Here is a 25,697-nt window from a genome sequence, read left to right as displayed (position 1 = left end):
AAAACTTTTTAAGTGCTGATAAAGTTTGCCGTTACATTAATGCTGATGGCCAGAATGGTGGTATTGAATCCGTAAGCCAAAAGCAAATGTAGGGTATTTAAAACCCGCATGGATTGGCAAGTAATGGATACATCTGCAGTTTGCGCAGAAGTCCCGATGATATAACTAAAATATAGAAAGTCTGGATAAGTCGGTCTGGTGGTATTGGGGAAATCCAGTCCGCCTTGTTGCTGTTTGTCGAGCGCCAAATAAAAGTCATGCGCATAATGAATTGCAAAAATCGTATGCATCAAGAACCAGGCTGAAATAATGGTCAGAACTGACAAGATTAAATGGCCGGTTCGGATGGTAGTGTCTTTGGGTAAATGATTAATTTCAATAATAATCGCTATAAAACACATGATCAGGGTGATGATCACCAGAAACAGAATGATCCATTTGCTGGCATCCTGTTGCATGGCGCGTTGCAGAATATGAGCATGATCAATACGCCAGAGTTTTTTTATGGTCAATAATAAATAAGCGTAAATCGCGATATTCCAGCTGATCAAGAGGCAGCTTGACCAGCTCAAAGGGGTGACTGTCTGTAAAACCAGATAAAATCCAATGATGGCTGGGAAAATAATAAAGAAATACAGACGGGATTGAAGTGCCGTTTTTATAGATTGAAGAAGCTGCATCATGCCATTTATATTTGTTTTGCTGACTTCTCAAGATCCTAGCACAGAACCGTTTGCAATAAAGAAGATTGCAACGGCCTGAGTATCAGCCTCAGTTATTTCCTCTACGACATTTCATCCTAAAGGTGTCGAACTGATTTGACTGCGCGGATCGCGCAGCAGGCGTGATCATCTCAATAAATTTTTTTCTGAACCGAGGTTTAGATCGATTGAGCAGGTTGTTGGATTGCAGTGCCATAAGCAAAGACTTCCACCATGCCACCTTGCATACCGAGTTCAGTGGTGCTGAGCCGAATGCCCATAATCTGAGTCGCCCCGATTTTTTCGGCTTCCAGTTTTAAACGTACAATTGCTTCACGTCGTGCGCGTTCTACGACACTTTCATAGCTGGTCAGACGGCCACCGAGCATATTCTGTACATTGGCAATCGCATATTTAAAATAATCATGGGAAATGACCACATTGCTGCTGATCATCTGTCCGGAATATTCAGACACAGCGAAGCGGCTATTATTCACCCGGATATAGACCAGACGTTGTTCCTGTTCATCCAGATAACGAAAATGTTTACGTTCGTTATAAAGTCCAAAACCGAAACCGACACTAAACAGAATGGCAAAAATGATGATCTGGAGAATTAAACCATCCATGCTTTAATCTTCCTGCGGAAAAGGGTCGGGCAATTTTGGCATGATCGGATCAACCACTACGGCTGTCCCATAAACAAAGAGTTCAGAAGCACCTTGGGCAATATTAGAGGTCGAGAAACGAATGCCGACAATCGCATTGGCACCCATACTACGGGCTTTTTCAATCATGCGGTTCATGGCTTCCTGACGGGATTCTTCCAGCAGTTCGGTATAGGCGGTAAGCTCACCACCGACAATATTTTTCAGGCCGGCCAATAAGTCACGTCCGACATGTTTGCTGCGTACGGTACTGCCATACACCACATCAATTTGCTGGCGAATGGTATGTCCCGGTACAGATTCCAGATTGCTAAGTAACATGTGCATGTTTTCTAAATAAATCGCTGGTCTATGACAATAGGAAAACTGCCTCGAAAATGCAATAAAAAAAAGCCCACCGAAGTGAGCTTTTCCTGATCTGTCTGGAATTTATTGCGCTGGTTGTTCTGCCGCACGGCGCTGTTCAGATATAGACGGTGTATTCGGCAAGGTGTCCGTCGTATTGACTTTCAAGCCGCCCCCCAGGGTTTTGTAGACTTCAACCTGATTGTTCAGATTGGCCTGTTCAAGCAATAACAAACCTTGTTCTGCTGCATAAGACGCACGCTGTGCATCCAGTACCGTCAGATAGCTGTCAATTCCGGCGCGGAAACGTGCCTGAGACAAGCGATAGGTGGTGTTGGTTGCTTCGACCAGACGGCGCTGAGCTGCCAGACGATCACCAATATTCTGACGTACTGCCAAGGCATCATTCACTTCACGGAAAGCAGTCTGAATCGACTTTTCGTAATCTGACAAGGCAATTTGCTGATCGGTTTCAGAAATACGGATATTGGCCTGACGGGTACCCCAATCAAAAATTGGAATATCCAGACTCGGACCAAATGACCAGGCAAAACTACCTGATTTAAACAGGTCGCCTAAATCAGTAGAGGCATAACCTGCTGAACCGGTCAAACTAATTGTCGGGAACAGACGCGCACGTGCTGCCGCAATATTGGCACCTGCCGCAGACAGGCGGTATTCTGCTGCACGAACATCTGGACGGTTAACCAATAGATCACTTGGCAAGCCTGAACCCAATGCAGTATTTGAAGTGATGCGGGTCACGCGTTGTGCTGGTAATAAATTCGCAGGCACTTGCTGACCGACCAGCAGGTTTAACAGGTTTTGTGCCTGTGCCACCTGAGTTCGGTAATTCGCAACATCATTACGTGCTGTTTCAACCGAGATTTGCGCCTGACGCACTGGAAGCTCGCTATCAATCCCGACATCAAAACGTTTCTTGTTCAGATTGAACGATTCAAGCTGGGCTTTCAGCGTTTGTTCAGCCAAAGCCAGATTGGCATTGGCAAACGAGTAGCTGAGCCAAGCCTGAGACACCTGACCAAGCAAGGCAATTTGCGTCGCATCTCGCGCACTTTGGGTCGCTAGGAAGTTATCTAGCGCATTGTCACGCAAGCTGCGGACACGTCCCCAAAAATCCAGTTCATACGCAGTTACACCCAGTCCGACATTATAAGTCGTCACTGCACCACGATTCTGGGAATTCATGGTGTCCTGGCGCAATACGCTACCACTGGCACCAATCGTCGGTAACTGGTTGTTTTCAGTAATCTGATACTGTTGCTGAGCTCGTTGAATATTGAGGGCAGCAATACGCAAATCACGGTTATTATTTAATGCCAGATCCAGCACCTGTAACAGGCGCTGATCGGCAAAAAAGTTCTTATAACCTTGTTCTGCTACAGAAGTACCAGACGCATTGGTATAGCTGCTCGGGATATCTGCCTGCGCAACCGGCTCTGGACTACGCATGCTTTGACAGGCCGTCAAAGCAAGCGCAAGGGCAGATACCGCAATGCTACGACCTGTAATAGACCATACATTTTGCATTACGACTTATACTCCTGATTTTGTTGTTTTGGTTTGTATTTAAAGACACTTCGAATCCACACATAGAATACCGGGATAAAGAAGATACCTAACAAGGTCGAGCTGATCACGCCGCCGAGTACACCATAACCGACTGAGTGCTGGCTACCTGCACCTGCACCTGAAGCCAGGGCAAGCGGTAATACACCAAAACCAAAGGCCAATGTGGTCATGATAATTGGACGTAAACGCATTTTTGCCGCATGCAAGGTCGCTTCAAATAACTCTTCACCTTGTTCCTGCAATTCTTTCGCAAACTCGACAATCAAGATCGCGTTTTTCGCAGAAAGACCAATCACGGCAATAATCGCCACCTGGAAGTAAATGTTATTCGACAGGTTCGGGTTTTGCAGCAAGACCATTCCACCAAAGGTGAGTAATAATGCACCGACAATACCCAATGGGACCACCAGTAGAACCGAGAATGGAATCGACCAGCTTTCATACAGGGCTGCCAGACACAGGAAGACTATCAGCAGTGACAAGGCGTACAGGAACGGCGCTTGTGCACCAGATTCACGTTCTTCTAAAGATAGACCTGTCCATTCGAAGTCGAAACCTTGCAAGCCCATTTCTGGTAACTTCGCTACAATTTCTTCCATGGCCACCATTGCATCGCCCGAGCTGATACCCGGAGCAGGTGTACCCTGAATGTTCATGGACGATACGCCGTTATAACGCTCAAGACGTGGAGAACCGTAGGTCCATTCGCCTGTAGCAAATGCCGAGAATGGCACCATTTCACCGCGGTTATTACGCACATACCATTGGTCCAGATCTTCCGGCATCATACGCGAGCCAGCTTCACCCTGAACATAGACTTTCTTGACACGACCGCGATCAATGAAGTCATTGATATACGAACCGCCCCAAGCAATACCCATGGTGCTGTTAATTTCAGCAACACTCACGCCCAATGCACCGGCTTGTGCATGATCGACAATGACACGGTACTGTGGATTATCTTCCTGACCATTCGGACGTACACCAGCCAGACGCGAGTCTTGTGCTGCTAGACCGAGAATCGTATTACGTGCTGCCAGGAGCTGATCATGACTTTGACCACTTGCAGCTTTGAGCTGTAAGTTAAAGCCAGCCGACACACCCAGTTCAGGCATTGCAGGTAATTGCAGTGGCATGATGTAAGACGCATCTTTGACAATCATGTTCAGCGCCATACCACGTTGAATAATGGCACCGATTTGAGATTCCGGACTGTGACGCTCTGACCAGTCTTTCAGTTTAATAAATGCCAGACCTGCGTTTTGTCCCACACCCGTGAAGGAGAAACCTGCCACACTAAAGACGGATTCGACATGCTCTTTCTCGTTTTCCAAGAAATAGTTGGTCATGGTGCTGACCACTTTGTCGGTACGTTCCAAGGTAGCATTTGGCGGTAACTGAACCAGCGTCATGACCACGCCCTGGTCTTCATCAGGTAGGAACGAAGAAGGCAGTTTCTGGAACAACAGCACAATAATACCCAGTACCACGGCATACACCACGCCTGAGAAAATCTTGCTGTGAGTCATACGGTTGACGCCGCCCTGATATTTCACAGAGACCTTATCAAAACTGCTATTAAACCAGCGGAAGAAACGCGCAAAAATACCATTACTTTCCGGCTTGTTCGGATCATGCTGTTTCAGCAGGGTCGCACATAGGGCAGGGGTAAAGGTTAAGGCAACCACCAGTGACAAGACCATCGCTGTGACCAGCGTAATCGAGAACTGGCGATAAATGACCCCGGTGGTTCCACCGAAGAAAGCCATTGGAACGAATACTGCCGACAGCACCGAGGTAATACCAATCAATGCGCCAGAAATCTGTTTCATTGATTTTTCAGTTGCAGCCACCGGATCGAGATGTTCTTCTACCATGACCCGTTCGACGTTCTCGACCACAACAATCGCGTCATCGACCAGAAGACCAATCGCCAATACCATGGCAAACATGGTCAGGGTATTAATCGAGAAGCCAAAGATGTTAATGACGGCAAAAGTACCCAATACGACGACTGGAACCGCCATGGTTGGAATGATGGTGGCACGCCAGTTCTGCAAGAACAGGAACATCACCAGGAACACCAGAATAATCGCTTCGATCAGGGTTTTAACTACACTCTTAATCGACAGTTCAATAAATGGTGTGGTGTCAAACGCCAGTTGGTCGACCATGCCTTGCGGATAGTTCGGACGTAGCTGTTTTAAACGCTCTTCAACCGCTTGTGCGGTATCTAGGGCATTGGCGCCAGTCGCAAGTTTAATTGCTACACCACCAGCCGGTTTGCCATTAAATTTAGAATCGAACTGATAGTTATCTGCACCGAGTTCAACTCGTGCAACATCACCTAAGCGAACCTGCGCACCAGAAGTGGTATTTTTCAGGAAGATATTGCTGAACTGCTCCGGCGTTTGTAACAGACTTTGAGCCGTTACCGTCGCATTTAACACTTGTCCTTGAACTGCAGGCGCACCACCCAACTGACCTACGGCAACCTGTGCATTCTGGGTACGGATTGCAGTAGCAATATCACTTGGCGTTACTTGCAGGCTGGCCATCTTGGCTGGATCCAGCCAGATACGCATCGCATAAGAACCACCAAAGACCTGAACTTCACCGACCCCGGCCACACGGCTTAAAGGTTCAGCAATATTCGAGTTAACATAGTCTTTGATGTCATCTGCGGTCAGGCTGCTATCAGGTGAATAGAATGCCAAAACTTGCAGGAAGCTGGCACCCGATTTAGTCACCCGCACACCCTGACGCTGTACATCTTCAGGCAGCAGGGCAGTCGCAGACTGTAATTTGTTTTGAACCTGAACCTGTGCGATATCAGGATCGACACCTTGGTCAAAGTTTAAGGAAATAGACGAAGAACCATTACCCGCACTGTTAGACGAGATATAGCGCAAGCCATCCATACCGTTCATCTGCTGCTCGATGATCTGGGTCACTGTATTTTCAACAGTTTCAGCAGATGCACCCGGATAAGTCGCAGAAATAGTCACGGTGGGTGGCGCGATGGTTGGATATTGTGCAATCGGCATTTTGCTGATGGTTAAAATACCCGCCAGCATAATCACCAATGCAATCACCCAAGCGAAAATCGGGCGATGAATAAAGAATTGAGCCATGAACCATTACTCCTTATGCATTTGCAGCAGGTTTTTGTTCAGGTTTCTCTTTAGTATCATCTGCCTTTTTCTCGCTCGTTGCAGGCTGTTGCGGTGCAGCACCTTGTGGCGCAGCAGCTTGAGGTTGATAAGGTTTTGGTACAACTTGCTGTTCAGGTTTTACTTTCGCAATACCATCTACAATTACTTTATCGCCTGGATTCAGACCTTCGGTCACAATCCAGTTGCTGCCTTGGGAACCAACGGTGGTCACTGGACGTGGCGTCACTTTATTGTCAGCACCGACCAGCATCGCCATCGCCTGACCTGTTGGGGTACGGGTCAAAGCTGCTTGCGGAATCAGGAAAGCATTCGGTACTTCACCCTGTACGATTTGCGCAGTGGCAAACATACCTGGCAAAAGCAGGTGATTTTTGTTCGGGAATACTGCACGTAAAGTCACAGTACCTGTTTCCGGGTTCACGCTGGCATCGGAGAATGCAAGACGGCCTTCAACCGGGTAGATACTGCCATCTTCAAGCTTTAACTTGACTTTGGTGTTGTTCGAACTGTTCAAGCTGCCTTGATTAAGCTGTTGACGTAAACGTAAAAGCTCGGCACTTGACTGGTTGATATCTACATAGATTGGATCTAGACGCTGAATTGTCACCAATGGCTCTGGCTGATTCGCTGTTACCAAAGCACCCGCCGTCACCGATGAACGGTTGGTCTGGCCTGAAATCGGAGCGCGTACAGTCGAATAGCCCAGGTTGATTTCGGCATTACGCAAAGTTGCGCGATTGGCATTCAAATCAGCTTCAGCCAGTTTGACCTGTGCCGCGATGTCATCATATTCCTGTTTGGAAATGGCATTGGTACCGACCAGTTGACGGTAACGGCCTTCCTTCACACGCAATACGCCCAGATTGGCTTCAGCACGGGCAATCGCTGCACGAGCATTGTCCACTGTAGTGCGGTTGGTGCTTGAATCGATTTCATACAAGGCCTGACCTTCACGCACATAGCTGCCTTCCGTGAACAAGCGTTTAAGCACCACGCCACTGGCTTGTGGACGTACATCTGAAATTTCAAATGCTGTTGTACGACCTGAGAGCTCTACAGACTGCTCTACACTTTGCGGTTGTGCAACAAGAACACCGACTTCAGTCGGTGGCATTTGTTGTTGAGCACCAGCTTGCTGGCCCTCTTTAGGATCTTTGCTACAACCAACAAGTGCAAGACTTGTTGCCAATGCGCAAGCAGTCAGGGCAGGTGCCCAAAGCTTTGCAGACATCATTATTCCACCTCTAATTAGATTTATATCTAAATTTTCTTATTTGTGAGCCGCGCAATATCTGATCCAGACCATATACCACAACGAAATCCAAATAAAACTGATACTCCAGCCGGATATGACATCTGAAGGAAAATGTACGCCCAGATACACTCTTGAAATCCCCATCATCAGCATCCATACCACTGCACCTATTACGATGAGGGTATAACGGGAATGTTGCCGATGGATGTAAATTGCCAGACAAGCCAGACAGGCCGCATATAGACTATGGGCACTTGGAAAGGAACTTCCAAAGCTTTCAACCAGATGCAAGGATTCTGGTGGTCGGGGTCGGGCAATCGTAAATTTCAACAGCCAAGCTAGGAGAATTCCTCCGATAATTCCGATACATATAAAAATTGCGTTTGTATACTTTTTATACCACAGCAATGCAATACACCATAGCGTGGATAAAAATAATACAAATGGCATGCCACCTATTAAGGATAAGGACTGAGTAATTTGATTCCAAAACTCGGTGCGATACAGACTCATCCATTCCACAGCTTGCAAGTCGAGCTCGTTTAAAGCGGGAATATTCAGGATGAACACACTGAAAATTAAAAATAAAATACCGACAAAAAGTAACAAGTAATGCATGCCAAAAATCCTTGTCCTTTTAACCGTTCGCAGATCGGCCAATTGTCTGAACCAAAGTGTACTTGTCAGTACACTTTTTTTCAAGTGTGCGTATTTTATGCGAATTCCATTTTTTTCGTAAGGAATTTGTTGCTAAATATAGTGTAATTATCTCAGTTTTGAGTTTTTGTCGATGTATGATTTTCGTCAATTTCAATGCTTTGCTTGGGTGGCCAGAAGAAATCACTAGGTCGGGTCAGGAAGTGCGTCATGACCAGTTTTGCCAAAGGTTTCCACTGTTCAAAACGCACCCGGCGTGCGCGTAAGGCTACAATAATCGTCAGAGTGAAACTGACAAACAAGTTGGTCAGGCCAATGAGTAACACACCCAGAAAAGACACCACGATCAAGCCGATATCAGGGCCATTGATGGTAATCAGGCCTTGAATAAAGTTGGCAGAGGCAAAAGCGATATGGCGAATATCCAGTGGCAGACCGAGAATAAAACCAATGGTGCCCATACTGCCGAGCATGATTCCGAAAATAAAATTACCCGCCAATGCACCCAGATTACGTTCAATATAGTCAGCAAAACGGTAAAGACGCTCTTGCCCCATCAGCTGCGATAAACGCACATGGGCTTTCAGGCGCGGGCCGACCTTGCGATAAACGGCCATATTGTCAAAATAACCGGCCAATAATCCGGACAGGAACAAACATACTCCGGCAATTGCTGCATGCGGAATTGCCAACGAAGTAAAAGGATTCAGGTCATGCAGGGTTTTGGCAGCCTTGGCATGATTCATTAAAGGTTCATGCAGCGCAAAATCCCACAGCAGGGTAATCAATGCTGCTACGGGAATTGCAATCGAAATATTGCCCAAAATGGCGACAAACTGGGTGCGGATGATATTTACAATCAGCGCGGCCAGCTCGGCAATTTGAGCCATTTTCGAGCCTTTACGCTGCTGTACAGTAGCCGCCAGTGCGGCAGCAGTCATCGCCGGTTGTTTGGTCGCTACGGTAAAATGCAGCACATGAATCAGCATAAAGCCCAGCGAATAGTTCATGCTGTAGCTAAAAGCCTGCATTAACGGAGCCATGGTGAGGCGTGTCATCAGAACTTTTAAGGTGGCCATTGTCGCGATGATGGCACCAGCACCTGCAGCCGATTTATACATGGCCAGAAAGCCTTGCTTGTCGGTACTCACATAATGCTCACCGGTCTTGCTGGCATTTTCAGTTACCTGTAAAGCTAAAAGTTCACTATTGGTAGCCAGCAGGGCCCGCACACTGCGTTCACTATAAATTGCTTCAGTAATGTCCGCCATAAACAGGCCAATGGATTGATAACGCAGATCATCGTCATCCATGACCATATTCAGCAGAATTTCGACCCGTTCCAGACACTGTTCCAGCAGTGCCAGCATATAGGTCAGGCTGACACTGACACCAGTCCGCTTGGTAGAACGGCGAATCTTGGCCACGACATCATGACATTGTTCCAGCATCACCAGCGCTTGCGACGCATCGGGGGGCGTGATCGAATCGACTAGAGTGACTGTGTTATAGCGTTTTTTATATTCCTGAATAAACTCGTTAATCTCACGATTCTGTACCAGAAAAGGAGATTCATATTCCATCAGTTCAGGCTGGGCATTAATAAATTCAGGGTGCAGACCAATACCACTGATCCGGTAAGACAAAATAGTCAGTGCCTTGATTAGCTGGTCTTTGATTCGGGTTTTTTCAGGCTGATTGGAATGTCCCTGATTCAGGACTGCAAATAAACGTTGCCAGTCATCTTCATCAAAATAATCCAGCCAGTATTTATCGGTACGCTGATAAAAAACCTTGCGAAATAATTCCTGGAGTTGTTGATGGTCAGGAATCAGCGGCAAGACATGTGCACCAAGGCGCTGGTTTAGCTGGTTCCAGAATCCATCCAGAGACAAAATACCGGTATCGGAAAACAGACCGGTTTGTTTATAGCGGTTAATGATCCGCAGGGTAAAGGTTTGAAGCGTGGCAACCGCATTCGGGGTGAGTAATAAAGCCCGGATAAATGCATTGAATTTCGCTTCGATCTCTTCGGTATTTCTGCTGTCTTCTGGTCTGATTCTTTCAACCAGTTCAATCAGAAGATTTTCATCCAGCACCGCCCGAGGTTGTTCAAGCTGGTGTTGCATGTTTTGAAAAAGATCTAGAAAATTAATATGCATAGGCGAGTTTAAAAGTTACTGAATTCGGTGTAGGGCCAGTTTGGCCAGATTAATCAGGGCCTGACGATATTCGGAGTCAGGTAATGCCTGTAAGGCATCAATTGCAATTTCAGTTTCTTCTGTAGCACGTTGACGGCAATAATCCAGCGCACCAGATTCATTAACAATTTGAATGACCTGTTCCAGATGTTCCGTACCGCCAGTCGCAATACTGCGACGGATGATTTCATGTTGCTCACCGGTGGTGTTTTTCAGTGCCGCAATCAATGGCAGGGTCGGTTTACCTTCCATGAGATCATCACCAATATTTTTGCCGAGCGTGTCCGCATCGGAGGTGTAATCTAAAATGTCATCAATAATCTGGAAAGCATTGCCGAAATGTCCGGCAAAGGTTTTTAAAGGCTGACGGAATTCATCTTTATCCGACAAAATGGCAGCACCTTCGGTGGCCAGTTCAAACAGGCGCGAAGTTTTGCCATGAATAATATTCAAATAAGTCGCTTCAGTGGTTTCCGGTTTATGCTGGGATTGTAGTTGCAGCACTTCACCTTCAGCAATTTCACAGGTACCGGTCGAAAAATCTTTGAGCAACACCATGTTGTTCAGATCGACCAGCAAATCAAAAGCACGTGAAATCAGAAAGTCACCGACCAAAACCGCAGTCTGGTTATTCCAGGTGGCATTGGCCGTCGGGCGGCCGCGACGCAGACCGGATTCATCTACCACATCATCATGCACCAGTGTTGCGGTATGCAGCATTTCAATGATTGCAGCCAGTTTACGGTGCGGCTCTAAATTTTCAGCACCACACGCCTTGGCGGCCAGAAGGCACATAATCGGGCGCATACGTTTGCCACCCGCTTCCACCACGTGTTTACTGACGGCCATCACTAATGCAACTTTTGAGGTAATTCCTTCATTAATGAATGTGTCCATCGCAGCAAAGTCGTTAGCAACAGGAGCGAGAATGTCTTGCTTAAAGTCGATGGTCATGTGAAAGAAAACCTCTAGTCTGGTAAATCGCTGGGCGTAGTTTAACAATTTATAACATGAGTGAAACCTAAGAAATGCATAAACTCCACTAAAAATCAGCTTTTTATAGATCTTATGTAGATTCGATCCATATTTCGAGCCATAAAAAATCAGGAAAGGTCAGGGCATCGCCCTATTCGTCAGGCTGAGTATATTAATCAAACTGGCCGGATTTCTGCTGTATTATTTTGTTGCTGAATATATCTTGAGTATTTGATTTGATAGAAATTATTTAATAGTTAAATAATTAGCGCATCCTGCTCATTATTATTTCAGTAAAATGGCTTGTTGTTTTTTTGAATATCCCTTAAAATCCTCGCCCTTAGATATCCCCCAGTGGCGTACGTCTTAAGTTCGATATATTCCTTTATCGGCACGACGACACGGGCTTGTTTGGAGTACATTATGTACGCAGTAATCCAAAGCGGTGGTAAACAGCACCGTGTAGTTGAGGGTGAAACCCTTAAAGTAGAATTATTGAAAGCTGAAACTGGCGCGACTATTACGTTTGATGACGTATTGATGCTTGTTAACGGTGAAAGCATTCAAATCGGTGCTCCAGTTGTTGCTGGTGCTACTGTAACTGCTGAAGTAGTTAGCCATGGTCGTCACGACAAAATCCGCATCATCAAAATGCGTCGTCGTAAACACTACCGTAAACAACAAGGTCACCGTCAATGGTTCACTGAGTTGAAAATTACAGCTATTTCAGGCTAATTACGAGGAGTAAATAGACATGGCAACTAAAAAAGCCGGTGGTTCGACTAAGAACGGTCGTGATTCGAATCCTAAGATGTTAGGTGTTAAAGTTTACGGTGGTCAAACTGTAACTGCAGGTAACATCATCGTTCGTCAACGTGGTACTGAATTCCACGCTGGTCAAAACGTTGGTATGGGTCGTGACCATACATTATTTGCTACTGCTGATGGCGTAGTAAAATTCGAAGTGAAAGGTCAATTTGGCCGTCGCTACGTATCTGTTGACGCGTAATCCGCTAAGATAGAAAAAAGCCCACGGTTACTGTGGGTTTTTTTATGCCTGAAAATTAATGTTTAGATTAATCGACATTCAATCATGTAAAAATTGTCCTGAAATCTTCATGATGATGAACAAAAAAACCGATTTTGAATTAATAACAATACAAAAGTTCTTATTTTCTATCATTTTAGCTTTTAATTTTCGTTTAAGATGAGCTATCAAATAAATTGCGATCACGCCAAATATAAAGGTGAAATTATGAATATGCTTCGTAAAACCGTCTGTGCTATGGCTCTGGGTGCAGTGACTTTAGCACCGGTGATGAGTACAACCGTGTTTGCTGCACCTGTGGCAGCTTCGGAGCAACAGGCAACAGCCAGTCTGGTCAAACAGCTCAATCATGTGCGTAGCATGACTGCAAATTTCGAGCAAAGCACCAAGGTAACCAATCCGAGAGCAACCCAGAAAAAAGGTTTGACTGCACAACATATGAACCAAACCTTTAAAGGGGTGATGAAAGTCGAGCGTCCGGGTAAATTCTATTGGGAAACGACCGCACCGTCGAAGCAAGTCATTGCAACAACGGGTAAAACCGTATGGATTTATGATCCTGACTTGCAACAAGCCGTTCGTCAAAGCTTAGATGAGCAGGTTGCTAATACACCGGCGTTATTGCTGTCAGGAAACACCAGCCAGATTATGCAGTCTTACCGGGTGACTCAGCCAAATAAAGGCAAAACCTATTACACGCTGTATCCTAAAAATACCGATGGTGTGTTTGAAAGCCTGACCATTAGCTTTGGCGCAAACAAAGCACCAAGCTTGATGATCTTGCAGGATTCATTGGGACAAACCACCAATATCAAATTTAGCAATGTAAAAGTAAATAGCAGTATTCCAGCCTCTACCTTTAACTTTACCCCACCAAAAGGTACGGACATCATTGATCAATAAGCATCAATATGAACCAGATAAAAAAAGCAACCTTTCGAGGTTGCTTTTTTATTGCCGATCATCAGGATTGTTTTGGACAGACTACAAGGTTCAGCTATATCTAAACACGAGAGCATCTTAGAATAAATAAAAGTCGAGTCAATGAAATTGCAAAAATTTTGGAGCTCAGGATGAAGATTAATCTATTTAAAACTACTGAAATTTACGCTGTTTTATTACTCACTGTAAGTATGTTGGGTTGTCAGCCTCAATCCAGCTCAGTGGCAAAGCTTGCGCAAACAGATCGGGTTGTGCAAATTGAAGCCAAAACCGTTCCAATTAAAGGGGCAGCCAAAGTGGTGTGTGAAATAGAGGGTTGTGTACGCTTTGATCTACAGACGGTGGACAGCAATATTGACTGGATTAATCAATATTTTATTGAGCGCATTCAGCATACCGAGCCTGTTGCATTCACCAAAGTCACTCAGAAAAATCCGAAAAAAGCCGATGAGCCGCATTATCTGGATCAGCGCTTTATCAAGGTAGAATTTATTGGTCAGCGTGCCCATCTGGCAATCTTTGCCTTAAAAAGTTCCAATCTGGCGAGGAACAAAAATGCTTCTCTGAAACATGTGGAATATATCAATTTTGATCTAAAGCAGAGAAAGCGTTTAGCCCTCTCCCAACTATTATTAAATGGCGGCGAGCAGAAACTGCTGAATGCAATGTATAGAGTCAATGCTCAATGGCTGAATACGCAGGGTATTCAACAACAGCAGTTAAAATTGAGTGATAACTATTATTTTGATACAACAAGTCTGGTGATGGTGTATCCGGCAGGCGAGTTAGCTCCGGCAGCAGCAGGAATGACTGAATTAAAAGTCTCCTATGCGGATTTAAAGGAAGTGATTCGGCCTGAATATTTAGCCATTTTGCAGCAGTCAGTTTCCTAAATATTGTGCTAATAGGACGCAGCTAGGGTCAGGGTCACTGTATTTTTTGACGTTAAGAGCTTACACTATAGCCAGTTTTTTTCTTCTGCAAAGATTGATTATGATCGACCCGAAATTACTCAGAAATAATATTGAGGCTGTAAATGTAGCCTTAGCAAAACGTGGTGTTCAACTCAATGTTGAAGAGTGGGCATCCCTAGAAGCACGCCGTAAAGAGATTCAGTCTAAGACAGAAACCCTGCAAGCTGAACGTAATGCCGGTGCCAAACAAGTCGGTCAAATTAAAAAAGTAGGTGGTGACGCATCTGAAATCATGACACGCATGTCTACGATTGGTGATGAAATCAAAGCGGCTGAAGCAGCACTGGCTGAACTGCAAACTGAGCTTGAAGAAAAATTACTGTCTATTCCAAACTTGCCAGATGAAGCTGTGCCTGAAGGTAAAGACGAAAGCGATAACGTGGAAATCCTGAAATGGGGTACACCACGTGAATTTGATTTCGAAATCAAAGATCATACGGATCTGGGCGAAATGATGGGCGGTCTTGAATTTGAAACCGCGACCAAATTAACTGGTTCACGCTTCAGTGTATTGAAAGGTCCATTGGCGCGTTTACAACGTGCCATTACCCAGTTCATGGTAAATACGCATACTGATCAAAATGGTTATACCGAAGCCTATGTGCCTTATCTGGTCAATGCAGATTCATTGCGCGGGACTGGTCAGCTGCCTAAATTTGAAGAAGATCTGTTTAAGCTGCAGGGTGAAAAAGAATTTTATCTGATTCCGACGGCTGAAGTGCCAGTGACGAATTTCGTACGTGATGAAATTATTGATGCAGACCGTCTGCCACTGAAATATGCAGCGCATACGCCATGTTTCCGTAGTGAAGCAGGTTCTTATGGTCGTGATACTCGCGGTTTAATCCGTCAGCACCAATTCGACAAAGTGGAAATGGTTCAGATTGTGAAACCTGAAACTTCGATGCAAGTACTTGAAGAATTGACTGGCCATGCTGAAGGCATCTTGCAAGCACTCGGACTTCCATATCGTAAAATTTTACTCTGCGGTGGTGACATGGGCTTTGGTGCGACCAAGACTTATGACTTGGAAGTTTGGGTACCAAGCCAAAATACTTACCGTGAAATTTCATCTTGTTCAAACATGGGTGATTTCCAGGCGCGTCGTATGAAAGCGCGTTACCGTGCGGATCAGAAGAAAACTGAATTTGTACATACCTTGAATGGTTCAGGTCTGGCCGTGGGTCGTACTTTACTTGCAGTGATGGAAAACTATCAGCGTGCCGATGGCTCGATTGAGATTCCGGAAGTATTACGTCCATATATGGGTGGTGCGACTTATATCGACTAATTGTCGATCTCAGCATCCCTAAATGTGCATGAAAATTGCATAGACAGTCAGATTTATAATTTTGAGGTAGTTCGTGGATATTTTTCCAATCTCGTTAAAGTTGCAACAGCAACCTTGTCTGATTGTCGGTGGTGGACATATTGCATACCGTAAAGCACTTTTACTTCAAAAAGCAGGTGCGATTATTCATGTCATTGCGCCTGAAATCGAAGAGAGTCTGCTGCGAATTGTGCAAAATAGCCAAGGACACTATGTGCAGGCAGCTTTTCATCCTGAAGTTGTATTACGTCAATATCGACTGGTGATTGCGGCGACTGACGATGCGGAGACCAATCGTCAGGTCTTTGAACTGTGTGAAGCGGAAAATGTCCTGGTCAATAGTGTTGATGATCCGCCGCATTGCCGGTTTATGGTGCCAGCGATTATTGATCGTTCGCCATTGGTCATTTCGGTGGCATCGAATGGTACGTCGCCCGTGTTATCACGGCAGATCCGAACTCAGCTGGAAACGACTATTCCGCATGGTATGGGCAAGCTGGCTGAATTTTCAGGAAAATGGCGCAGTGCGGTTAAGGCTAAAATTGTCAATCCGGATGAACGCCGTATTTTCTGGGAAGATTTATATGCCAGTCCGCTAAAAGAACAGGTGTTCAACGACAATATCGCGGAAGCAGATCGCCTGATCGAGCAAGCATTACAAGAATGGCAAAAGCCAAAAGGTGAAGTCTACTTGGTCGGTGCGGGTCCGGGTGATCCAGAATTGTTGACCTTAAAAGCCTTACGTTTGATGCAGCAAGCCGATGTGGTGATTTACGACCGACTGGTTTCAGCGCCAATTATGGAGCTGTGCCGTCGTGATGCGGAAAAGATCTATGTGGGTAAGGCACGTTCCAATCATGCGGTTCCGCAAGATGGAATTAATGCCTTGTTGGTGAAATATGCCAGTGAAGGAAAGCGGGTTTGTCGTCTGAAAGGCGGAGATCCATTTATCTTCGGGCGTGGCGGTGAAGAGATTGAAGAGCTATTTGCTGCTGGGATTACTTTCCAGGTGGTTCCAGGGATTACCGCAGCTTCAGGATGTTCAGCCTATGCCGGTATTCCATTAACCCATCGTGATTATGCGCAAAGTGTGCGTTTCCTGACCGGTCACTTAAAAGAAGGTTCGCCAGAATTGCCTTGGAGTGAGTTGGTCTATGAAAACCAGACCTTAGTGCTTTATATGGGGCTGGTTGGACTGGAGAAAATCTGTGCAGAATTAATCGCTCATGGTCAGCGAGCCGACATGCCAGTGGCCTTGGTTTCTAAAGGTACGACGCCTGAACAGAAAGTTGTAGTAGGAACGCTTGCTGATATTGCATCCAAAGTGTCCGAACATCAGATTCAAGCCCCGACTTTGACCATTATTGGTGAAGTTGTACGCTTACGTGAACAATTGCAATGGCATGAGCGAGAATAAGCAAAGCACTGCTTTGCCCGAGCGCAAGACGAAGGCTGTGCCTGAAGTAAGAGGATAAGCAAAGCACTGCTTTGCCCGAGCGCAAGACGAATGTCGTGTCTGAATTAAATATATTAAGTGAGTAAGCTGTGATCCACGTTGTTTTATATGAGCCTGAAATTCCTGCAAATACAGGCAATATCATTCGTCTGTGTGCCAATACCGGAGCACAGTTGCATCTGGTCAAGCCGCTGGGTTTTGAACTGGATGACAAAAAACTGAAACGTGCCGGTCTGGATTATCACGAATATGCCAATATGCAGATTTGGGAAAATATCGAAGACTGTCTGGCTGATCTGGCAAGTAAAGGCATTGGTCTGGATGCAATCTATCCATTGACCACCAAAGGTTCTGAAACACCGCATACTTCGGATTTAAACCGTCCTGTGGCCTTGTTAATGGGGCCGGAAACTCGTGGTCTGCCTGAACATGTTCGTCTAATGTTTCCGCAAAAGCATTGGATTCGTTTACCGATGGCAGAGAACTCGCGAAGTCTGAACCTGTCAAATGCTACTGCAGTAATTGTCTACGAAGCTTGGCGTCAGCAGGGTTTTAAAACGCTTTAAGCGGAAATTTGTGATGATTCTAAAAGCTGCCTTTGGGTGGCTTTTTTATTTTGTGTAACAAATAGATAAACTGCTTTTCACTTCGTTGTATGCTTGAATTTATAACTTTATCAAATATAACAAAAGGTGCAGCTTTGAAGCCTCTAGTAAAACTTGTCATCGCATGTTTTCTTGGAACTGTTGCGGCTTCCGTGAATGCGGAAGAGGGCAGTGCTGCCACATCGGCAACAAAGGAAGTTCAGCCTATTACTCAGGCAGAAATACAGCAGGGTTTGCTCAACATGCAGAAACGTTTAGATACGCGTATCGAAAAATGGGGGCAGAGCTTGGATTCGGATGATTTTCAATGGACTTGGCGGGGGCGTAAATTAAAGCTAGCCAAGCGTGAAGAAGTCTGTGACATTTTTCAGGATGTCGTGGATGAAATGTATCAACTGGCTATCAAGAATAGAGCCCGTTTAGGTCCGGAAGAGCAAAAGTTATTGTCTAATCGGAGTCTGTTTATTGAGAAACTGGGTTATGAAAATAATCGAGTTAATACCCAGATGGGTTTTGATTGCTATCTGCGTTAGTAAAATCAAAACATGACAGACATAAAAAAGGCGCATGAAGCGCCTTTTTTATTTGAATTGAAAAGATATTATTTATCGTCAAATTCATTGTGCTGAGGAGCTGGGTGCTTGAAGCCTTTTGTTTTATAACCCAAGTACAAGATACCGCCAAATGCCCAGATCAGACCATATTTAAGCGAAGCTTCATCGACTTCTAACCACAATGCAAAGACTGAAATGAAGCCAAGTAAAGGAACCACGACAAAGTTCATGATCTCTTTGGCACTCTTGGTACGACCATCACGCAATGCATAACGTGAAATCACCGACAAGTTGACGAAACTGAATGCCGTTAAGGCACCAAAGCTGATCAATGACACCACAAAATCAAGATCCATAAAGCCAGCGGTTAAAGCCACTGCACCAGCGATCAGGATGTTGTATGAAGGTGTGTAGTTTTTCGGACTAATATGACCGAAGATCTTCTTGTTGATTACGCCATCACGACCCATCACGTACATCAGACGTGATACACCCGCATGTGCTGAAATACCAGAAGCCATGACTGTCACAATTGCGAAGTAAAGTACGACTGTTTTAAACGCCACGCCACCGACAGCTTGTAAAATATCAGGCTGTGTTGCAGCGATATCTTCAAAGTAAGTTTTTGGATCATTCGGGAAGAAGATCTGCATGAAGTAAGTACTGATGATGAAGATGATACCTGCCAATAATGCAGTCAAGAAAATCGCTTTAGGTAAGGTTTTTTCGGTATCTTTAGTTTCTTCAGCAAGAGAACTTAAGGAGTCAAAACCTGTGAATGAGAAGCACAGTAAGGTTGCACCGGTAATCAGGGCAGCAACAGAAGTAAACTCATTCCAGAATGGCTCTAAACTCCACAGTTGGTACTTTGCATCGACCAGTGTGCCGTCTGCATTTACGCCACCTTCCAGAAGTTGGTAAACCATCCAGGTGAAGTATGCAATGACGCCCAATTGTACGAATACAATCATACTGTTGAAGTTGGCAACAAATCTCGCACCACGAAGGTTAATCGCGGTCATAAAGGCGGTTAAACCAATGACCCAAACCCAATGGTTCATGTCTGGGAAAAGTGCTTCCAGATAAATCACCGCCAGGATGATATTGACCATTGGCGATAACAGGTAATCCAGCAAGGATGACCAACCCACCATGAAACCTACGTTCGGGTGGATGGATTTTTGCGCATAGGTATAGGCCGAACCCGAAGAAGGGTAGCGACGAATCATATGACCATAGCTCAAGGAGGTTAACAAAATTGCAATCAGTGCAAAAATGTAAGAGGTAGGAACGTGGAAGTTACTTTCTTCAGATACCAGACCAAATGTATCAAACAAGGTCATGGGTTGAATATAAGCTAAACCAATAATAATGATGTGCCAGAGTCCCAGCGTTTTTTGCAGTTTAGCTGCCGATTGAGTCCCAGAGATATTAGTCAACGGCGTTATCCTCTTAATCGTTGATCAAGGATCAGTCATATTTATAAGGATCGTTTGAGACGAACGATCCCCCCTACAGTTTTCTATAAAAGTCCGCCAATCTACTTGAAAAGAACGGCTTTTGCTAGCTATTTTTTTGACTTTTGTCCTGCATAAAATGTGCCATTCAAAAATAGAAATCGAATTTTTTCTTATGCAAGATAAAAGCCTGATGTTTAAAAAAACATCAGGCTGGAATTTCGGCTATATTGGCTTATTTTTCAGTAATTACCAAGCCTTTTTTAAGATAGATTTTAAATCTTCCAGGGTAGCTTCTTTCGGGTTATAAATGATGGAACCATCATTCAGGGCTTTCTCTGCCACTTCATCGAGCTGGGCTTCAGAAATCTTACCGGTTTCACGTAATGTGCGCGGTAATTTGGTGAGACTGTAAATCCGGTCACGCATGGTTAGAATCGTTGCAATAGTTTTGTCAGCACGTAGATGCGCCGGCGTTTGTGCATAAATATCGGCACCCGCCAAAGGCAGGAGCAGATCTGCGATTTTATCGCCATTGACCTCTTTGTTGTATTCCAGCACATAAGGCAGGAATAAGTTCATGCATAAACCATGCGGCAGATGTACCACTGCACCCAATGAGTGCCCCAATGAATGCACAATGCCGACCATCGAGTTGGAAAATGCAATTCCCGCCATGGTCGATGCCTGTGCCAGTTCCAGACGGCCTTGTGCATCGGAAGGGTTGTCCAGCACATTAAATAGATGGGTACTTATCTTCTTGACTGCGGCAGTGGCATAAGCATCCGAAATTGGATTGGCTGCCATGCAGGTATAAGCTTCAACCGCATGAGTCATAGCATCCATTGTGGTCATGGCGGTTAAATGCGGCGGCAAGGTCTGGGTCATGCGGGGATCCAGAATCGCAGCATGCGGCATCAGATAATAAGAGGCGAACGGCATTTTGACGTTCTTTTCAGTGTCCGACACGACAGCGACCATGGTCACTTCTGAACCTGTACCAGACGTGGTTGGAATCACAAAGAACGGTTTCAGCGGTTTAGGCAGGTTATGTGCACCCGAATATTTCAGCAGGTCATCACCGCCTTCAGAGACTAGAATATTGGTTGCCTTCGAGGTATCAATGACTGAACCACCGCCCACGGCAATGATCGCATCACAATGATTTTCGCGATACAGTTTTGCTGCGCTGCGTACTGTACCCAAGCTAGAATCGGGCGGTACATCATCAAAAATCGCTACAATTGCAGCATCCGCCATTTCAAATGCAGCTTCAATCGGTGCTAGCAGGTTGTTGGCGCGTACACCTTTGTCGGTAATGATCAGCGGACGTTTGGCCCCCAAAGTCGCAAGTTCAAACGGAATATGTTCTAACGCGGCATGACCGGCAATCACTTTGACCGGACAGAAAAATTCATAATAAGGTTTAGCCATGTTATACACTCCGTTTCAAATAGGATTGAGCGATTTTCAGATAAATGCTGCTCGCTTCGCTTAGTTTTTCTTTTAGGCTCAGATTACTTGGATATTCTTTCACTGCCAGTTGTGCCACCATTTTCGGCAAAATCAGTGCTTCCATTTTATTCAGGCAGCGTACCAGACGAATGGCATTGGAAATATCGCCATCAGCAATCATACGATCATGGGCAAAAGCCTGTGAGGTACTTTCCTGAAAAGAAAACACCAAAAAGGCATGGTGCAGATGTTTAAAGGTAATGATCAAATCAGGTGCTTTTTCCAGATTTTTAACCAGTTCCAGTTGTTTGTCCTCAGTGACCCGCGCTACAAAGGCCGGGCCATGCGGAAAGACTTTCATGGAAAGAGTAAAATTTTCTGGAAAATGGGCCACTTCCTGTTTGATTTCTTCATCCACCTGACTTGCCATGACCAGACCTCGGCCAATCACATCCATCATGAGTTTGACATAGGCAAGCTGCAAAGCGGGTTTTACGGATTTAGTCGCAATCACGTGATGATCCCTATCTCAATATTATTGGTTTAGAGCAAATACTCTAATTTATTTGGGGCTGAAATGCAAAGGCTTTATCTTTGCTCGACAGTTACTTGCTTAAAGTACCCGCTGTGGCGCAAAGTTTCAATAATTTCAGTGTACAACTGGCTGAATTGCGGCGGTTGTTCGAGCAGGTCACTCATGCGTACCATTTCCAGTCCTGCATAGCCACAAGGATTGATGGTGTTGAATCCGCTCAGATCACAATCTAGATTTAAAGACAGACCATGATAGCTACGACCTTTGCGAATTTTAAAACCGAGTGAACCGATTTTACGTTCAGCCACATATACACCAGGTGCATCAGGTTTGGCATAGGCATCAATGCCATATTTTTTTAGCAAATCAATCATCAAGTTTTCAGCATAAGACACCAGGGTGCGCACATTCCAGCCCAGACGATTCAGGTCAAACATGAAGTAAGCCACCAATTGACCGGGACCATGCCAGGTCACCTGACCACCACGATCGGTCTGAATCACCGGGATATTGCTCGGTATTAGAATATGTTCCGGTTTTCCTGCCTGACCTTGAGTCAATACATCCTGATGTTGCAGAATCCACAGCTGATCGGGGCTATGTTCATCACGGGTTTCCGTAAATGTTTTCATTTCCAGAAAACGATCTTCATAAGGTGTGAGGTCGTGATATTGACGAATGATCAGCTCGGGCTTTTGCAGCACATCAGTCACAGGGAGTGTCCTTAGTAATTATAAAAACTGATCATAATTATAATGGCTTCGGCATGAAATAGGGGCGAGATCTGCAATATTTAAGCGCTAGCTCAGTCATTGTACAGGCATAAAAAAACACGCCCGGAAGCGTGTCTTTTGTATTTTCGATTACAGTGCTGTTTTAATTAGCGGGCAAGCGGCCAAATCTGCATATACTGCATGAACCTGTTCCAGTTCCAAAAAGCGCAGTTGTGCGGTAATGGAATGGTATTTTCCAGTACGTGATGGCGTAATACTGACGCTATCACCTTCAAAATCTGGAAAATGTTTTAGAAAAATGTCGATGACAGCGTGACGCAATTCATCGCCCGCAAGGCCAATCAGTTTAATCGGATAATCCATAGGGAAAACCCAAAGATGTTCTTGAAGTTCACGAGATGGTGTACGGTCTAACATGGTAGTCCCCCTAATTTTAAACGCCTGCAATCATGCAGGCGTTTGGGTCTGTCTTGGCTACTTAAATGGAGACTGATGATCAAATTTCAAGTCTCCACATCAAGTATCAAATCTTAATCATTCTCAAGGAATGAACGTAAGTGTTCTGAACGCGATGGATGGCGAAGTTTACGCAGTGCTTTCGCTTCAATCTGACGAATACGTTCACGTGTTACGTCAAACTGTTTGCCTACCTCTTCCAAAGTATGGTCGGTCGGCATGTCGATACCAAAACGCATTTTCAGGACTTTGGCTTCACGTTCAGTCAGGTTTTCCAGAACTTCACGTGTTGCTTCTTTTAGGCCTTCAGACGTTGCAGCATCAATTGGTGACGTGATGTTGCTGTCTTCAATGAAGTCACCCAGATGCGAATCTTCATCATCACCGATCGGTGTTTCCATCGAAATCGGTTCTTTGGCGATTTTCAGTACTTTACGTACTTTAACTTCGTCCATTTCCAGACGTTCGCCCAGTTCTTCAGGAGTCGGTTCACGACCCATTTCCTGTAGAAGCTGACGAGATACACGGTTGATCTTGTTGATCGTTTCAATCATGTGTACCGGAATACGAATGGTACGTGCCTGATCCGCAATCGAACGGGTAATCGCCTGACGAATCCACCAAGTTGCATAAGTCGAGAATTTATAACCACGACGGTATTCAAACTTGTCTACGGCTTTCATCAGGCCGATGTTACCTTCCTGAATCAGATCCAGGAATTGCAAGCCACGGTTGGTATATTTCTTCGCAATCGAAATAACCAGACGCAAGTTGGCTTCAACCATTTCTTTCTTGGCACGACGTGCTTTAGCTTCACCGACGGCCATACGTTTGGCAATGTCTTTAATGCCTTTTACATCAAGGCCAAGCTCTTTCTCGATATCGGCAATTTTTTGCTGGAAGGCCAATACGTCTGGACGTACTTTTTCCAGATAAGCTTTCTGGTCTGCAGGTGTTTTTGCGATCTGCTCATCTAACCAGGCTGGATTCGATTCTTGGCCCGGGAAGCTGGTACGGAACTGGGTGCGATCCATACGGCCACGACGTACTGCATAACGCATCACTTCACGTTCTGCACCACGAATTTGATCATGGGTACCACGAATCATTTCAGAAATGATATCAAATAGACGCGGGGTAAATTTGAACATCATGAATACAGTTGCAAGTGCCTGCAAAGCTTCTTCAGCCTGTTTGCTGTCACGACCATGTTTTTCAATAGTTGCTTTGGTATTCAGCCACGCATTTTCCAGTTCAGTAAAACGCGCTTTAGCAATTTCAGGATCTGGACCAGAATCTGCTTCTGATTCATCATCAGAATCTGCTTCTTCTTCCTCTTCATCATCGTCCAGTTTTACATCTTTGGTCGATTTTTTCGAGTCAGTCTCATCTTCAGCAAGAACCGCTTCTTCTTCTAGAACTTCAGGAATTTCTTCATCTGATTCAGGATCTAAATAACCTGATAAAAGGTCAGCAAGACGGCGTTCACCCGCTTCATAATCTTTATATTCTTGCAGTACCACTTCTACCGCATTCGGCCAGTAAGCAATCGAGTGCAAAACATCACGAATACCTTCTTCGATGCGTTTTGCGATGCTGATTTCGCCTTCACGAGTCAGAAGTTCTACTGTACCCATCTCACGCATATACATACGTACAGGGTCAGTGGTACGACCTGGCTCGTTTTCTACCGAGGCAAGTACGGCTGCAGCTTCTTCTTCTGCAACTTCATCCGCCGCTTCTGCAGTATCTTCGAACATCGTATCATCAGATTCAGGCGCGCGATCATGTACCGGAATACCAACGTCATTCAGCATCTGAATGATGTCTTCAATCTGCTCGCTTTCTGTGATGGAGTCCGGCAGATGATCGTTAACCTCAGCGAAGGTTAAATAACCTTGTTCTTTGCCTCGGCTAATCAGAGCCGCTACTTGAGAAGTAGGGGAAGTCATATCGCTCATCTTTTGCTTACTCTTCGTTGAATCTGTGGCAGTAAAAAACCGTACAATGCTGCACGATTTAAGCTCGTTAAATTTAGTGAATAGCCTATATATTTCATCAGAGAATTCAGCATGAAAGCTGTCTGATAAAATATTTAAAATGAAATTCAGTAATTTAAGATGGGGGTGAATTTGTTGTTTTCAAGTTCATCCCATGCGTGTCTGTTTATGACTCAAAAAAGGAGAATCAAAAAACATAAGGACGCAGGGTGGATTATATCATGGCACACAATTGAGACAGAAAAAACCCCTAATTACAAATTAAAAATACGAAAATCCAAATAAAACTTGACTTGTTATTTTAGGCACGATAAATAGCGCTTAAATCCTTTTACATTTTTCACTCATGAGGAAGTTTTAGTGTCTTCTACAGATTTTGAACTAGATGATAACTTCGGTGAAGATGATGTTAATTTCGATGAGGCTTCTAGCAAGCTCAGTGCTAAAGAGTCGTTGGAAAAACGTCGTCTGATCGATGATCTACTGACCCAACGTCGTTTAGAGCGCGAACTCAAAGATTTTGACTATGACTTCGACGATGACGACGATTTTGATGACGAAGATTAACGAATTCGGATTT

At 44.9% G+C, this 25,697-nt stretch carries 24 protein-coding genes; 9 read left to right on the top strand and 15 right to left on the bottom strand.

Annotated elements, in window-relative coordinates; all coding sequences use genetic code 11:
• Nucleotides 1-8: 8 nt before the first annotated feature.
• From MTX11_RS04050 to sdsA, 9 genes are all read right to left on the bottom strand, one after another.
• The gene (locus MTX11_RS04050) at nt 9-683 is read right to left on the bottom strand and encodes a DUF1345 domain-containing protein (protein WP_138743321.1); all 675 of its coding nucleotides are present in this window, start codon (nt 681-683) and stop codon (nt 9-11) included.
• Between the two features lie 197 nt (nt 684-880).
• Nucleotides 881-1,330 (bottom strand): YbjQ family protein, encoded by a 450-nt coding sequence (locus MTX11_RS04045; protein ID WP_243474426.1) that lies wholly within the window; start codon nt 1,328-1,330, stop codon nt 881-883.
• 3 nt (nt 1,331-1,333) lie between these two features.
• Nucleotides 1,334-1,690: a YbjQ family protein gene (locus tag MTX11_RS04040; protein ID WP_243474425.1), complete on the bottom strand. Its 357-nt coding sequence runs from the start codon at nt 1,688-1,690 to the stop codon at nt 1,334-1,336.
• 108 nt (nt 1,691-1,798) lie between these two features.
• Nucleotides 1,799-3,265: a multidrug efflux RND transporter AdeIJK outer membrane channel subunit AdeK gene (adeK, locus tag MTX11_RS04035; protein ID WP_243474424.1), complete on the bottom strand. Its 1,467-nt coding sequence runs from the start codon at nt 3,263-3,265 to the stop codon at nt 1,799-1,801.
• Entirely contained in the window at nt 3,265-6,441 is a 3,177-nt protein-coding gene (locus MTX11_RS04030; RefSeq protein WP_243474423.1) for an efflux RND transporter permease subunit, read from the bottom strand. The genes adeK and MTX11_RS04030 overlap by 1 nt, the downstream gene beginning before the upstream one ends.
• A 13-nt stretch (nt 6,442-6,454) precedes the next feature.
• Nucleotides 6,455-7,717 carry an efflux RND transporter periplasmic adaptor subunit gene (locus MTX11_RS04025; RefSeq protein ID WP_071850753.1) on the bottom strand — a complete coding sequence of 421 codons (1,263 nt, stop codon included), beginning with the start codon at nt 7,715-7,717 and terminating at the stop codon, nt 6,455-6,457.
• Nucleotides 7,718-7,753: 36 nt separating this feature from the next.
• Nucleotides 7,754-8,356: a phosphatase PAP2 family protein gene (locus MTX11_RS04020; protein WP_005265902.1), complete on the bottom strand. Its 603-nt coding sequence runs from the start codon at nt 8,354-8,356 to the stop codon at nt 7,754-7,756.
• Between the two features lie 152 nt (nt 8,357-8,508).
• Complete coding sequence (locus tag MTX11_RS04015) at nt 8,509-10,557, bottom strand: site-specific recombinase (protein ID WP_005106296.1); 2,049 nt, start codon at nt 10,555-10,557, stop codon at nt 8,509-8,511.
• A gap of 15 nt (nt 10,558-10,572) precedes the next feature.
• A complete protein-coding gene (sdsA, locus tag MTX11_RS04010; protein WP_243474422.1) occupies nt 10,573-11,550 on the bottom strand; it encodes an All-trans-nonaprenyl-diphosphate synthase in 978 nt (325 codons plus the stop codon).
• 444 nt (nt 11,551-11,994) lie between these two features.
• Between sdsA and rplU the strand changes: the two genes are divergently transcribed.
• The 8 genes from rplU to MTX11_RS03970 all read left to right on the top strand — a co-directional run bounded on the left by rplU (nt 11,995) and on the right by MTX11_RS03970 (nt 18,459).
• Nucleotides 11,995-12,306, top strand: coding sequence for a 50S ribosomal protein L21 (gene rplU / locus MTX11_RS04005; RefSeq protein WP_004280640.1), 312 nt, complete (start codon nt 11,995-11,997; stop codon nt 12,304-12,306).
• A gap of 19 nt (nt 12,307-12,325) precedes the next feature.
• Nucleotides 12,326-12,580: a 50S ribosomal protein L27 gene (rpmA, locus tag MTX11_RS04000; protein WP_004280639.1), complete on the top strand. Its 255-nt coding sequence runs from the start codon at nt 12,326-12,328 to the stop codon at nt 12,578-12,580.
• A 246-nt stretch (nt 12,581-12,826) separates the two neighbouring features.
• Nucleotides 12,827-13,522: an outer membrane lipoprotein periplasmic chaperone LolA gene (gene lolA, locus MTX11_RS03995; protein ID WP_005106298.1), complete on the top strand. Its 696-nt coding sequence runs from the start codon at nt 12,827-12,829 to the stop codon at nt 13,520-13,522.
• A gap of 170 nt (nt 13,523-13,692) precedes the next feature.
• Nucleotides 13,693-14,454, top strand: a complete 762-nt coding sequence (locus MTX11_RS03990; protein ID WP_243474421.1) for an RsiV family protein — start codon at nt 13,693-13,695, stop codon at nt 14,452-14,454.
• A gap of 100 nt (nt 14,455-14,554) precedes the next feature.
• Entirely contained in the window at nt 14,555-15,826 is a 1,272-nt protein-coding gene (serS, locus tag MTX11_RS03985; RefSeq protein ID WP_243474420.1) for a serine--tRNA ligase, read from the top strand.
• A 73-nt stretch (nt 15,827-15,899) separates the two neighbouring features.
• Nucleotides 15,900-17,282, top strand: coding sequence for a siroheme synthase CysG (cysG, locus tag MTX11_RS03980; RefSeq protein WP_243474419.1), 1,383 nt, complete (start codon nt 15,900-15,902; stop codon nt 17,280-17,282).
• Between the two features lie 128 nt (nt 17,283-17,410).
• Nucleotides 17,411-17,887, top strand: coding sequence for a tRNA (cytidine(34)-2'-O)-methyltransferase (locus MTX11_RS03975; RefSeq protein ID WP_004280633.1), 477 nt, complete (start codon nt 17,411-17,413; stop codon nt 17,885-17,887).
• 89 nt (nt 17,888-17,976) lie between these two features.
• Complete coding sequence (locus MTX11_RS03970; protein WP_005252592.1) at nt 17,977-18,459, top strand: hypothetical protein; 483 nt, start codon at nt 17,977-17,979, stop codon at nt 18,457-18,459.
• 68 nt (nt 18,460-18,527) lie between these two features.
• Here MTX11_RS03970 and MTX11_RS03965 read toward each other — a convergent pair whose 3' ends face one another.
• From MTX11_RS03965 to rpoD, 6 genes are all read right to left on the bottom strand, one after another.
• The gene (locus MTX11_RS03965) at nt 18,528-19,919 is read right to left on the bottom strand and encodes an APC family permease (protein WP_004280630.1); all 1,392 of its coding nucleotides are present in this window, start codon (nt 19,917-19,919) and stop codon (nt 18,528-18,530) included.
• Between the two features lie 267 nt (nt 19,920-20,186).
• Nucleotides 20,187-21,371 carry an iron-containing alcohol dehydrogenase gene (locus MTX11_RS03960; protein ID WP_243474418.1) on the bottom strand — a complete coding sequence of 395 codons (1,185 nt, stop codon included), beginning with the start codon at nt 21,369-21,371 and terminating at the stop codon, nt 20,187-20,189.
• A 1-nt stretch (nt 21,372) separates the two neighbouring features.
• On the bottom strand, nt 21,373-21,906 hold the full coding sequence (locus MTX11_RS03955) for a hypothetical protein (RefSeq protein WP_004645797.1): 534 nt from the start codon (nt 21,904-21,906) through the stop codon (nt 21,373-21,375).
• A 74-nt stretch (nt 21,907-21,980) separates the two neighbouring features.
• Nucleotides 21,981-22,640 (bottom strand): lipoyl(octanoyl) transferase LipB, encoded by a 660-nt coding sequence (gene lipB / locus MTX11_RS03950; RefSeq protein ID WP_243474417.1) that lies wholly within the window; start codon nt 22,638-22,640, stop codon nt 21,981-21,983.
• 150 nt (nt 22,641-22,790) lie between these two features.
• Nucleotides 22,791-23,078, bottom strand: coding sequence for a YbeD family protein (locus MTX11_RS03945; protein WP_004280625.1), 288 nt, complete (start codon nt 23,076-23,078; stop codon nt 22,791-22,793).
• Between the two features lie 113 nt (nt 23,079-23,191).
• Nucleotides 23,192-25,126 carry an RNA polymerase sigma factor RpoD gene (rpoD, locus tag MTX11_RS03940; protein WP_224215688.1) on the bottom strand — a complete coding sequence of 645 codons (1,935 nt, stop codon included), beginning with the start codon at nt 25,124-25,126 and terminating at the stop codon, nt 23,192-23,194.
• Between the two features lie 351 nt (nt 25,127-25,477).
• Here rpoD and MTX11_RS03935 point away from each other — a divergent pair, with 351 nt between their 5' ends.
• A complete protein-coding gene (locus MTX11_RS03935; RefSeq protein WP_004280622.1) occupies nt 25,478-25,684 on the top strand; it encodes a PA3496 family putative envelope integrity protein in 207 nt (68 codons plus the stop codon).
• Nucleotides 25,685-25,697: the final 13 nt, after the last annotated feature.

The organism is Acinetobacter lwoffii, assembly GCF_022809915.1.
Lineage (GTDB): Bacteria > Pseudomonadota > Gammaproteobacteria > Pseudomonadales > Moraxellaceae > Acinetobacter > Acinetobacter lwoffii_M.
This window is presented reverse-complemented; position numbering and strand designations above follow the sequence as displayed.